Genomic DNA, 12,636 nt, shown 5'->3' with positions numbered 1-12,636 from the left:
GGAGAAGTATGATTACATGTATTGTAACGGATTTAGATGGGACGCTTTTAAACCATGAAAGCAAAATTAGCCCAGAAAACCTTGAAAGTTTAAAGATATCGCAAGAAAAAGGCATAGAAGTTATTGTGGCAACGGGACGAAACTATCCTGATGTTATGGAAATTTTTAAAGATACTGGTTTAAAAACATGGGTGATTGCAGCGAACGGAGCAACGATTCATGATCCAGCTGGTAATCGATTTGATCATCTTCCAATGGAAAAACCAAAAGCGATGAAGCTTCTTCAGTGGTTAGAAGAAAGAGATTATTATTATGAGATTTTCAGTGATGATTATTTATACTCCCCACAGCGAGGGAGACAGTTAATTGAAATAGAGCTTGACCGACTGTGTACTGCTAACCCCGATATTAGTAGAGCGGAACTAGAGAAGCATGCAGTTATTCAATTTTCGCAAACGGGTTTTTCTTTTATTGACAGTTACAAGGAAATAGAAAATCCAGCTATTAATGTGTATAATATATTAGCTTTTTCTTTCGATAAACAGAAGTTAGATGTGGGCTGGGAAACATTTAGAAACGATCAGTCCATCACACTTGTTACATCTGGGACCTATAATTTTGAATTTGAACATAAAGAGGCTTCTAAAGGCAATGCACTCGTAAAATTAGCCAATCATTTAGGGATTGCATTAAAAGATATATTAGCAATGGGTGACAGTATGAATGATCTGTCGATGCTAGAAAAAGTAGGATATCCAGTTGCAATGGGAAATGCAAGACAAGATGTGAAAAATACGGCGATTGAAATTGCAGAAACAAATGATCAACATGGTGTAGCAAATACCATTAAACGTCTTATTTTATCTTCCATTACTGTATAATTATATAAAAAAAGAAGGGGGCTCCCTTCTCGGCTTGTAGAAAAACCCCCTTTTTTTGAAATATGATTTTGAAAAAGGGGGTTTTTGGTGTTTTAATTACCAATTAACACAATATATACGTGCTATGGTGTTAATGAAACTACTATATTGTAGAAGGAAGCTGTCGAGACTTTCTCGACAGCCTGAGTAGGGGTTTCCCTTCTTTTTTTACTCTCTTTTTAGTGACATCCTATAAAAGGGTTATATCAAACTCAATTAATGATTATTACTATATTGATAGGGTCTATTTGTCGTGTTTAGACACTATTTTTTTTAGCAATAATGAGATATAATAAGTTGGTAGTAAAAAATATAGTATCTACTACTAATAGTAGATGGTGAAAATAATGGAATTTAACAGTGGTTTTTTTTAATAAGCATTACACCTTTTTAAAATTCTTACATATACGGAAACTTCACATAAAGTGAAACTCTTCCATCAGTGGGAGCCTTAATCACCCACAGATGGTTAGTTGAATCATTCGGACGGGATAAATTAAGTTATTTTGCACATAAAGGAGAAAGAAAAAATGTATGCATTTACGAGTAGATTTGCCAATGTGGTATTAAAAATTTTTGGACGAACGAAGGTGATTAATAAGGATAAATTACCAAAGGATACAGGATATGTCGTTTCATGTTCGCATACTGGATGGATTGACGTGGTGGCTCTTGGTACATCATTGCTACCAAATGAGATTCATTTTATGGCGAAGAAAGAGTTATTTGCTAAACCGCAAGCAGCTAAATTCCTCCATAGCATTAATGCCTTTCCAGTTGATAGAGAAAATCCTGGTCCGAGCAGTATTAAAACGCCAGTTAAACTATTAAAGGAAAAGAAGATAGTTGGAATTTTTCCAAGTGGCACAAGGTCATCAGAGGATGTGCCTTTAAAAAAAGGTGCTGCTACCATTGCTAATTTGGCAAGAGTTCCCCTTGTACCAGCGGCATATAGTGGACCAACGGATTTAAAAGGATTATTAAGCGGTAAGAAAATTCATGTCATATTTGGAGATCCCATTATGTTGAAAAATGAGGATGGAACAAAAAAAGATCCTGCTGACATAACAACGGAATTAAGTAATGTCATGGCTGAACTACAAAATGAATTAGATAAAAGAGGCGGTAAGAAATGATGAATCTACAGAAAGTGAAGGATATACTAAGTCGGTATCCTCTGCCTCTAGTAGATGAAATATTAGAGTTAAAAGAAGGGAAATTGGCTGTAGGTGTAAAGCAAATTAACAAGGAAGACACATTTGCAACTGGACAAAATCCAAAAAATCCAATCATGCCAGGAGTCCTAATTATTGAAGCTATTGCTCAAGTTTCAGCAGTAGCCATTCATAGTGAAGAAAAGCATAGTAATAAATTCGCCCTGTTAGCAGGTATTAAACATTCGAGAATTCGAAAGCCTGTTTTTCCAGGGGATGAGCTGTGTATGGAAGTCGTAGTAGAAAAGGTGAAAAACAGCTTTGCTAAAGCAAAGGGTAAAGCTACAGTAGCTGGAGAATTGATTTGTGAGGCAGAGTTTCTTTTTTCATTTCAATAAAATAGAAGAAAGTAAAGAAGAGGCTGGGACAAAACAAAATAGCCAACCTGTAAAGACGAACAATCCTTAATTTAGCTCTTAAATAAAGGCTACTTTTTCATGCTAGTTATTTATGATTTTAAATATAGTCAGTGTAAAAACTATTATGGAAATAGAAAAAATTAATTAATTGGAAAGACGGAGTAGCCTGAATACACGTAGACTTCCTCTTATAGGAGCTGCGAGAAAGTCCGAGACCCTGCAGGAACTTAAGTGACGAAGCGGCTCGGCGCTCGCCCCATGGAAAGCGAAGTGTATTTTAGGCTGCGGATAATAACACCATCTTTACTGAAACAGCCTTTTATAAACCAATATAAACCCGAACAATTATATGGAAATACCGTATATTTGTTCGTGTTTATCTATGACTGGAATACTTATGTCCCAGCCTCTTTACTTATCATTTGAAAATCTCCTTAAAATAATTTTACGCATCCAAAGTATTTATTAACCTTTCAATCATTCATTAAAATAATTACATTTCCCTATCAAATATTTCATAGATTACAAGACTATTTTCTAGTAAAAACGCATATATCTGTATGGAGAAAGGGGATGTACCTATTATGCAAACCTCCAAAACACGTACATTAATCCAATATTTGAATACAACAATATTAGGAATCATCCTAATGTTTATCCTTATTGCAGGAATCACGACCTCTATTTTTTCTTTCAAATTGACTTCTGATAATGTTGCCAGTATTTTAAAGTCTGTAAATACTACGGAAATTTACACGGAAATATTTCATAGTGAAAATCACCTATTTCCAAAATCAGATGGAAAGGGCCTTTCATTAGGCAATATTCTGTTCCAAATTGCCACCAATATTCGTTTAGATGACACGCGAACACTTTTAGGTAGAGAACTACCGGCCTTAACTTTTTTCCATACCGAAATTGTTGTCGCAGAAGAAGGGACAACCATTGCTACTCTCCCTTTTGAATCTACTCCCTCTGAAGAACTAATGAAAAATCCCAAAGAAGTGGATGAGGAAAAAGTAGAGAAAGAAGAAAAGCCGTCAGAGAATAAGGCGCCAGTGACAACTCCTAAAAATAAAACAGTATTGGTTTATAATACACATAATCTAGAAGCCTATTTACCACTTTTAAAGAATGCGAACGAAAATGAAGCAGTAAGCTCAGATGAACGGGCAAATGTAGTTGGATTGAGTAATAAACTAAGTAATCTTTTACAATCTGAAGGCATAGGCGTTCAATTAGATAAGACAAATATTAATCAAAAGCTATTAGACAGAAGTTGGACCTATGCTTCGTCCTATACGGTTTCAAAAGAAGTAGTCGAAGCAGCGGTCAGTGAAAATAAACAATTAAACTACTTAATTGATATACATCGTGATGCTGCAAGGAAAAAGACAACGACGGCTACAATTGATGGAAAGAGCTATGCAAGATTGTTCTTTATCATTGGTAAAGAACATAAAGGGTACGAAAAGAATCTGGAATTCGCTAAAAAGCTTAATGATGAACTGAAAAAGAAGTATCCAGGTATAACGCGTGGGGTAGGCTTAAAAGGACAAGATGAAGGTAATGGTATTTATAACCAAAACTTTTCAGACCGTGCTATTCTATTAGAAGTAGGGGGTATAGATAATACACAAGCTGAATTAAATCGTAGCATCGAGGCATTTGCAGAAATTTTCAGCAAAGTATATTGGGAAGAAAACGACGCGACACAGCAATAAAACAGGAAGTGATGGACCACACTTAAATTTGAGGTCCATCTCTTTTTTTAATACATTTACCCAATGCTTTCAGCCTGTAAATACTGTTTATACCTGCGTAATGCTGCTTCGCTCGTTAAATAAAATTGTTGCATTACTTCCTCATCACTTGCTCCTGTAGCTAGTGCCTCTAATATAGCTGCATTTCGAAAATTCACAGCTGAAATTTTACGTAATCCTGCTCTTCTTACTTCATCTTTAATCATTTCTTGAATCGCACGGACAGAAAGCGCTTTTGGTTTTTGACGATCATAATCATATTGGAAGGAATAAGAAATATTGTTGAAAGCTATAAAAACAGGATCATTGGAATAATATTTTGGGCGAAACGCTTCAGGAATGGAAAAATAGTAATCTCGTAATTTTGTCATTACATCATCAGGAAGTGGAAGGATTAACGGAGCTTCCTCACGACATAGGCTAAGCTCTCTTTGTGCTAGGTTTAAATCCTTCATCTTGATGCTATGTACATCAATAGGTGATAGACCAAAGGTTTTTAATAAAGCCACGATTGTCCAATTTCTTGTCAGCAGATAATTCCGAGCTGATTTTTTGGTGATTTCTATATCCTTTATTAGTAAGTGCTGCAATAATTTTTTATATTCTTCGCTTGTAATAAAATCTTTTATGGTTAGGGAGCGTAGTGGAGACGCTTCAGCTAATTTATGAATTTCATGTGCACAAACACATTGATGATAAATCATTAATCGGCTTAGAACAGATGCAAGGCGGCGGATAGTAGCTTGTGACAATTGTTTATCCTTTAAATAGTGAAAGTAGGCGCGAATATCATCGGCACGTAATGCTTTGATTGTTTCGAATTTAGTATTTTCTTTGTATGTATCGAGCCAGGTAAAGAATTTCTTTAAGTCAGATTCATACTGTTTTAATGTAAGCTTGCTTCGTCCTGACTGGTTTAAATTCTCCATATAATCAAGGGCATAATCAGGCAAGGTAATCATCAGTTATGTTCCATCCTTCTTATGAATTTTTTTCAAACTATCCGAAATGCAATAACCTCTCTTCTTATTTTGACATAGGTTAAAGAAGGAGAGAGAAAGGGGATTTTTAAATTGATCAGAATTAAAGTTGGTGAGTCTGTATACCATTATAATACTAAATTGGAGCACTATTTTTCAAAAATTAAGCATAATATCATTGGAAATAATTTAACCTTTTCTACACCTTATGGAAACCAAAAGCTGCTTTATGCGGATTGGACGGCAAGTGGCAGATTATATAAGACTATTGAAGAAAAGATTACAGATAAATTAGGTCCGTATGTTGCCAATACACATACAGAGTCAAATATAACAGGAACTTATATGACAAAAGCATATAAGGAAGCAAAGCGAATCATCAAAAAACATGTTCATGCAGATGATAACGACATTATATTATTTGATGGTTTTGGCATGACAGGAGTTGTCAATAAATTACAAAGAATAATAGGTTTAAAGAATACTTGTTCTACTAAGGAAAATATAGCTGTAGTTTTTGTCACTCATATGGAGCATCATTCTAATTATTTATCCTGGCTTGAGACGAATGCAGATGTCATTATGATTAAGCCAGATGAAAATGGAGATGTAAATATTGAACATTTAGAATCCTTGCTAGAGCAATATAGGGACATCCCATTAAAAATTGGGGCATTTACAGCGTGTTCCAATGTTACTGGAAGGAAAACAAATTACCATGAGCTTGCGAAAATTATGCATCAGCATAAAGGTTATTGCTTTGTAGATTTTGCCGCATCTGCACCTTATGTAGCAATAAATATGCATCCTGATAATAAAGAGGAACGAGTGGATGCTGTTTATTTCTCTCCACATAAATTTCTGGGAGGTCCTGGAACGAGTGGAGTGCTAGTAATGTCAAAGGATCTCATTTATTCGAATATACCAGATCATCCAGGTGGAGGAACAGTAGATTTTACAAATCAATGGGGAGATATTCTATATAAAAAAGAGGACGAAGAACGGGAGGATGGAGGAACACCAGGATTTCTACAAGCAATTAAAACAGCACTTTGTATTCAATTAAAAGAAGAAATGGGAATAGAAAAAATAGAGCAGAGGGAGAAGGAATTAGTACATCTAGCAATGACTGAACTGAAAAAATTAAATAAGGTTCGAATTCTTGAAGCGGAAAACGAAGATAGGTTAGGAATTATTTCGATTATTTGCGAAGATATTCATTATGATTTAGTCGTGCAATTACTGAATGATCGCTTTGGTATTCAAGTAAGAGGTGGCTGTTCATGTGCTGGGCCTTATGGACATTATTTACTACCAATTACGAAGGCCCAATCCAAAGAATTAAGCAAGGAAATCCAAGAGGGAGATTTTTCCCACAAGCCAGGATGGGTTCGAATTTCCCTTCATCCAACGATGAGCAATGAGGATGTTTATTATATGGTAGCAGCGATAAAAAAGATTATATTGAATCATGAGGAATGGAAGAGAGATTATGTTACTAAGCCGCCTAGCTGTGCATATTATTCATTAAGAAAAGAAGAGTTGGATTTTAAAGATTTATTTACACTTAATTGAAAATCTCCTAATTGCTATATAGATAACTCCCTTTAAACGGGGAGTTTTTAGTTTGAACGAACATCTAATTATTAGAAAATTTCAAAATATAGATTGACTTTCCATAATATCTTTAATGAAATATGATTGATTAATCAATCAATTAAAAAGGGAGGATAATATGAATGGCGAAACCACGATCAGAAGAGAAGAAAGAAGAGATATTGAAAGCAGCTTTAAAGTTATTTTCACAAAATGGTTTTAGTAAACGACAATTAAAGACATAGCTGTTGAAGCTGGAGTAAGCTTTGGAACGGTATTTACGTATTATGATAATAAGGCAGCGTTGTTTACAGAATGTGTAAATAGACCTCTTCAACTATTCAAAAATTATATTGATGAAACCAAAACAGACCTTACTGAATTAACAGAGGAAAAATTAAAAAGTATTACCCGAAATCATTTAGATTTATTTATGAAAATGGAACAGGAGCTTCGTATCGTTCAATATGTGATTGGACAGCAAGAAAGATTCTCAGAGATTGATGCTTTAGATGAGTTTGTTAATTTTTTTCTAAGTTACATTCATGAAATTGTTCAAATTGGCATGGAAAAAGGATTTTTGCCAAAAAGTAGCCCAAGGGAAGTTGGCTATGGGTATTTAGCATTTATGATGGGAGCTCGGTTAACTTATTCCGATCATGCTAGCGCCATGTTTACAAAGGCGTTTACAAATCAAGCGTACCGACTATTTGGAATGGAAGGAGAATATGTTGATGAACACATTTAACCAATTACATTCTTTCTTTCGTATCCGCATGTACATACAATTTGTGACCGCACTTTCATCTAGTGCCATTATTCCCTATATAGCGGTTTATTTTAGGCTTTAGCCGAGAACCCTCGTGACTTCAGTCGTGGGTTGTTGACTTCGCTACTTGGTAATACCATTACGGGAGTGCTTGTTATTTTTGTTATACTATCTGGCGTTATCGGAGCCTTTATTGGAGGTTATTTAGCGGATAAAGTCGGTAGAAGAAAAATGATGATAATGTAGAATTAAGTGTAGGAATCACCTACCTTTTTATTGCCTTTGTTAATTCCCCATGGATCAATCTCCCTTATGTAAGTGCTGGATTATTTATGATTAATTTGTTATTTAACGGCATGTTTTTCCCTGCTTCCACAGCAATGATTCATGACTTAGTAAAGATGGAACAACGGAAATCTGTCTTTACTGCCATGTATTGGCTTGGAAATCTGGCAACAGCACTTGGAACAATTACAGGGGCGTTTTACTTTTTAGAGTATCAGTATTATTTCTTCTTGCTAGTTGGAACTGTGTCTCTCTTATCTAGTCTCGTTACCTATTTGTTTATTAAAGAATCTCTTGTAAAAAGGAATGTTTCTGATACCAAAGTAGCATCAACGTCCATTTGGTCAAGCTATTATCATGTATTAAAGGACCGAATTTATATGATATACTTGTTTTCCTGTTTCTTATCTTTTCGTTTGAAAGTCATTTAACCAATTACATTGCCATTCACTTAAGAGATACGATGGAACAAACCTCTCTTTTCGGTATACTCTCTATAAATGGGGTAAATATGGTGGGAATTCTTCATGCGGAAAATACACTTCTCGTTGTTTTTTGTGTGGGAATAGTTACCTGGATGATGGAAAAGTTGTCAGATTATAAGCAATATTTTATTGGTATGTGCTTATTTGTATTTAGTTATTGCGTCCTATCTTATGTTTCTTCGCCAGTATGGCTTATTATTATGATGTTGTTTATTTCTATTGGTGAACTTATGTATGTACCAATTAATCAAAGCCTACTTGCTGATTTAGTAAATAAAAATCAGCGAAGTTCCTATTTAGCGGTTAATGGATTAATAGGACAAGGTCAGATGATACTAGCGGGGCTTGCGATTATAATAAGCAACAAGCTGTCTTCTTTATCGATGAGTTTAAGTTTCTTCCTATTGGGAGCAATAGGATTATTATTAATGGGATATGTTGTTAAAATACAAACTAGTCCAAAAGAGCAACTGAATGTAACACAAACAGTCTGAAAAATGCCCATTATTATTGATTTAGCAAAATTAAAAGTTTGAATATTCTTTATTTAAGGAAAACATCTATTTAAATTAGGATTTATGTTATAATGACTTTAATTTGATAAAAAGCAAGCCACAAGGGGAGCGTAATGCTGAGAGTGATCAATAGATCTGACCCTTCGAACCTGTTAGTTAATTCTAACGTAGGAATGTGGGAAGAGTTCATATAGTAAGCTATATAATTCAATTCGCGCGTTAGTTCTCTTTTTGGTCTGCAGAAAAAGGAGATTTTTTTATGAAAAATATGAGATTAGTTGTCATGATAGAAGTGGCAATCATGGCTGCAATTGCACTTATTCTAGATTTATTGCCATCCATTCCTGTTTTTAACACATCAATTTCTTTTGCAATGGTACCTATTTTTATCGTAGCTTTTCGCTGGGGATTTAAAGCTAGCACTATCGCAGGTTTCTTATGGGGCGTTTTACAGATAGTTGTCGGTGACCTGCAGGCATTAAGCTTTTGGCAAGTAATTTTAGAGTATTTATTTGCTTTTGCATGTATTGGATTTGCTGGATTATTTGCTTCATCTATCCAAAATGCTTTAAAAACGGAACAAAAAGGATTAGCGACTGGCTTAATTATTTTGGCAGTGGTTGTTGGTGGGTTTACACGCTATATTTGGCATTTTATTGCAGGTGTGACTATTTGGGCGAGCTATGCACCAGAAGGAATGTCACCATTTATCAATTCCTTGATTGTAAACGGTGGTTCCTATTTAGGAGCAACAATACTATGTTCTATTATCCTAGTTCTTTTATTAATTTCAGCACCACGCATTGTTCTTGATAGACCGTCAAATGGTATATCTAAAAAATAAGGTCATTAAAAAGTATAAAAAGGTGTTCCTTCGGGAGCGCCTTTTTTGTGGTATAATATTCCAATAATTAAATCTTTAGATTAGGAAATGCAACGATATAACGATAGTTTAATACTTATCCCACTCTTATATTTCAGTAAGACTCTCACCTCTTGCTTAGGAGAATACAAGGAAGATAGGTGGGAGATGAAGGAAACCTCACTGATGGAAGTTTCCCATTTTCCAGCTTTCTGCATCACTTCCCATCACCTTTTAAAAATGACTATTAAATAACGGAAAGAAGGTTAAGACAATATGATTACGTTAAAAAATGGGATGGAAATTCAAATACGTTCCTATATAGAAGCTGATTATTCATCGATTCACACTTTAAATAAACAAGAAAAATGGAGCAACTTAGAGGAGAAAAAGGATGATACAAAAGCCGCTTGGAATCATTCGAACATTGCTTATGTTGCAACTGCTGATGATGGAATAATAGGCTATATTAGAGGAATCACCGATCAATCGATAACTTTATTTATTTGCGAATTACTAATTGATCAAGCATACAGGGGAATTGGCATTGGGCAGGAGCTTCTATACTATGTACATAGCTTATATCCAACCACTAGAGTAGAAATGCTTGCTTCTAGTACTTCTCAAACCTATTATGAAAACATAGGTTTTCGTCCTTTTTATGGATTTAGAAAAACGTTTGCTGAATGGGATAGATGATTTAGTGTAATATATATAGATTTGATTATTTGGTAAAAGGAGCCATCTGTTGGACAGATCGCTGAAAAATTGCTAGTTAATGATGATTGATAGTAACGACTATTTAAAGTTAGATGAGGAAATTGTTTTCCGAGGCTCGGCTCTCGCCCCATCGAAAGCGAACGCCGAGCCGCTTCACAGTTCACGCTCCTGCAGGGTCTCGGACTTTCTCGCAGCTCCCATAGGAGTAGAGCGGTCGCCTCTCCAAACCAACTTATTATTCGCTTTCAAAATCCTAAATCTTCATTTAATTTGGATAACTATCCTTTTTCAGTGTCCATCTGTTTGATGGTTCTTTTTCTGTCGAAATATATGTTAATATGAAACTAATGATGTTTACATTACGTTTAATATTCTAGTAGCTCCACTTCACATGAACTACTTCAAGGAGGAACAAATGACAGAAATAAATTATTCGTTTCAGAAAAAACCAACAAATAGAAAAGTAGTTGTTGGTCTTATTATAGCAGTATTAGTAGTACTTATATCTACTATTCTACTTATTCTCTATCCTTTTGGTAATAAGGAGAAAGTGGCTTACTTTCAAGGAGAAAATCCTGTTTTATTAAATGGAGAACAAATAGGAAATGCCATTTTTGACCAAGATACTGTGTATTTACCATTAAGTATTTGGCAGGAAAAAATAGATGAAAGCATTACGTATGATACGAACAGCAATTCCGTTATTGTTACGACAAAGGATAAAGTCATACAATTTCCAACTGATTCTGTTTCGTATTACGTAAATGATAAAAATATGGAGCTTTCCTTTCATCCCTTAAAAGATGAGGATGGTACGATTTATGTAGCGCTAGATCCATTAGCGCAGTTTTATCCGATTAAATTTACTCTTTTAGAAGAGGACCAGGTTGTGCTTTTGGAAGAGAATGGACAAGAGAGAGCGGATGGAACATTTACTTCAAAAAAAGTCAGACAGGATTTCACAAAATTGCGTTCTGAAGCTACATTATTTTCCCCTTATACGGAAGATTTAGCTCCAGGTGAGCATGTAACGATTGAAAAAGAAATAGAAGATTTTTATTTTGTAAGAAAAGAGAATGGAATCGCAGGTTTCATAAAAAAGAAATACGTGGAAAAAGGCAAATCAGAGGTTGTTCAGGTTAAATTGGAACAGAAGGAACCTAAGTTGAACAAAATCGATGGATCTATTCAATTAACCTGGGAAGCAGTATATTCAAGAAATCCAGATACTTCAAGCATTCCAAAAATGAGTGGAGTAAATGTTGTATCTCCAACTTGGTTTAAGCTATCTGGAAATGATGGGAATGTAACAAATTTAGGGTCAACAGCATATGTGGATTGGGCCAATAAACAGGGATATCAAGTATGGGGATTATTCTCCAATGATTTTGATCCGGATAAAACACATGAAGTATTAAAGGATTATCAAAAAAGACAAACCGTTATCAGGCAGCTTTTAGTCTACAGTGAAATGTATAAATTAGATGGTATTAACATCGATATTGAGAATGTTCGCGAGGAAGATGGGAAGTATGTAACACAATTTGTAAGAGAAGCAACGCCATATTTACATGAAGCGGGCATTACGGTTTCGATGGATATTACATTTATAGCTGGCGGAAATTATTCAGCATTCTTACAACGAGATCATTTGGCAGAAATTGTCGATTATCTTGTCGTGATGGCATATGATGAGCATTGGGCAACAAGTCCGATTGCTGGAAGTGTAGCGAGTTTCCCATGGGTGGAGGCAAATTTAGAAACCTTACTTGATGTTGTACCAAGTGATAAGCTCGTTTTAGGGGTACCATTATATGCCAGATTATGGGAAGAGAAAGAAAACGGAGAAATATCATCTAAGTCCCTATCAATGGCAAGTGTCGAGGAGTGGTTAAAAGAGCATAAGGTTACTCCAACCTATGATGAAGTTAGCGGTCAAAACTACGGGGAATATTTTGATAAAGAAACAAAATCAACGTATAAAATTTGGCTAGAGGATGAATTATCCTTGGCGAAAAGAGCCGAATTAGTAGAAAAGTATAGCTTAGCTGGTCTTGCAAGTTGGTCGCGTACCTTTGCCAATGAAACAGCGTGGACAGCATTAACGTTAGAGAAGCAGGAGCAATAACAGAAAAACCACTTTCTTAATTAGGAAAGTGGTTTTTTCA

13 protein-coding genes, 1 pseudogene and 1 riboswitch are annotated in these 12,636 nt (G+C 35.1%); of the genes and pseudogenes, 13 read left to right on the top strand and 1 reads right to left on the bottom strand.

Features of this window, described 5'->3' with window-relative positions:
- The first annotated feature begins 8 nt into the window (after window positions 1-8).
- The 4 genes from AB3U99_RS12965 (at window position 9) to spoIIP (ending at window position 4,217) form a co-directional block, all read left to right on the top strand.
- Entirely contained in the window at window positions 9-881 is an 873-nt protein-coding gene (locus AB3U99_RS12965; RefSeq protein WP_400241557.1) for a Cof-type HAD-IIB family hydrolase, read from the top strand.
- Window positions 882-1,450: 569 nt separating this feature from the next.
- Window positions 1,451-2,056, top strand: a complete 606-nt coding sequence (locus AB3U99_RS12960) for a lysophospholipid acyltransferase family protein (RefSeq protein ID WP_400241555.1) — start codon at window positions 1,451-1,453, stop codon at window positions 2,054-2,056.
- Window positions 2,053-2,472: a 3-hydroxyacyl-ACP dehydratase FabZ gene (gene fabZ / locus AB3U99_RS12955; protein ID WP_400241554.1), complete on the top strand. Its 420-nt coding sequence runs from the start codon at window positions 2,053-2,055 to the stop codon at window positions 2,470-2,472. The genes AB3U99_RS12960 and fabZ overlap by 4 nt, the downstream gene beginning before the upstream one ends.
- Before the next feature lie 605 nt (window positions 2,473-3,077).
- The gene (gene spoIIP, locus AB3U99_RS12950) at window positions 3,078-4,217 is read left to right on the top strand and encodes a stage II sporulation protein P (RefSeq protein WP_400241552.1); all 1,140 of its coding nucleotides are present in this window, start codon (window positions 3,078-3,080) and stop codon (window positions 4,215-4,217) included.
- Between the two features lie 56 nt (window positions 4,218-4,273).
- On the opposite strand, the gene AB3U99_RS12945 is transcribed toward spoIIP, so the two are convergent.
- Window positions 4,274-5,218, bottom strand: a complete 945-nt coding sequence (locus AB3U99_RS12945; RefSeq protein ID WP_400241550.1) for a tyrosine-type recombinase/integrase — start codon at window positions 5,216-5,218, stop codon at window positions 4,274-4,276.
- A gap of 111 nt (window positions 5,219-5,329) precedes the next feature.
- Between AB3U99_RS12945 and AB3U99_RS12940 the strand changes: the two genes are divergently transcribed.
- The 9 genes and pseudogenes from AB3U99_RS12940 (at window position 5,330) to AB3U99_RS12900 (ending at window position 12,596) form a co-directional block, all read left to right on the top strand.
- Window positions 5,330-6,811: an aminotransferase class V-fold PLP-dependent enzyme gene (locus AB3U99_RS12940; protein WP_400241549.1), complete on the top strand. Its 1,482-nt coding sequence runs from the start codon at window positions 5,330-5,332 to the stop codon at window positions 6,809-6,811.
- A gap of 253 nt (window positions 6,812-7,064) precedes the next feature.
- Window positions 7,065-7,109 (top strand): annotated as a pseudogene (locus AB3U99_RS12935) (hypothetical protein); the annotation flags it as partial.
- 27 nt (window positions 7,110-7,136) lie between these two features.
- On the top strand, window positions 7,137-7,580 hold the full coding sequence (locus AB3U99_RS12930; protein WP_400241547.1) for a hypothetical protein: 444 nt from the start codon (window positions 7,137-7,139) through the stop codon (window positions 7,578-7,580).
- A gap of 168 nt (window positions 7,581-7,748) precedes the next feature.
- Window positions 7,749-7,847 (top strand): hypothetical protein, encoded by a 99-nt coding sequence (locus AB3U99_RS12925; RefSeq protein ID WP_400248066.1) that lies wholly within the window; start codon window positions 7,749-7,751, stop codon window positions 7,845-7,847.
- Window positions 7,848-7,861: 14 nt separating this feature from the next.
- The gene (locus AB3U99_RS12920; protein WP_400248064.1) at window positions 7,862-8,317 is read left to right on the top strand and encodes an MFS transporter; all 456 of its coding nucleotides are present in this window, start codon (window positions 7,862-7,864) and stop codon (window positions 8,315-8,317) included.
- 32 nt (window positions 8,318-8,349) lie between these two features.
- A complete protein-coding gene (locus AB3U99_RS12915; protein ID WP_400241543.1) occupies window positions 8,350-8,865 on the top strand; it encodes an MFS transporter in 516 nt (171 codons plus the stop codon).
- A gap of 113 nt (window positions 8,866-8,978) precedes the next feature.
- Window positions 8,979-9,077: riboswitch (TPP riboswitch) on the top strand.
- 68 nt (window positions 9,078-9,145) lie between these two features.
- Window positions 9,146-9,730: an energy-coupled thiamine transporter ThiT gene (gene thiT / locus AB3U99_RS12910; protein ID WP_400241542.1), complete on the top strand. Its 585-nt coding sequence runs from the start codon at window positions 9,146-9,148 to the stop codon at window positions 9,728-9,730.
- A 294-nt stretch (window positions 9,731-10,024) separates the two neighbouring features.
- On the top strand, window positions 10,025-10,447 hold the full coding sequence (locus AB3U99_RS12905; protein WP_400241541.1) for a GNAT family N-acetyltransferase: 423 nt from the start codon (window positions 10,025-10,027) through the stop codon (window positions 10,445-10,447).
- A 436-nt stretch (window positions 10,448-10,883) separates the two neighbouring features.
- Window positions 10,884-12,596: a glycosyl hydrolase family 18 protein gene (locus tag AB3U99_RS12900; RefSeq protein ID WP_400241539.1), complete on the top strand. Its 1,713-nt coding sequence runs from the start codon at window positions 10,884-10,886 to the stop codon at window positions 12,594-12,596.
- Window positions 12,597-12,636 lie beyond the last annotated feature (40 nt).

Origin of the sequence: Niallia tiangongensis (assembly GCF_044704065.1) — a bacterium.
Taxonomy (GTDB): domain Bacteria; phylum Bacillota; class Bacilli; order Bacillales; family Cytobacillaceae; genus Niallia; species Niallia tiangongensis.
The sequence above is the reverse complement of the archived record's forward strand: the minus strand, read 5'-3'. Positions and strand labels throughout refer to the sequence as shown.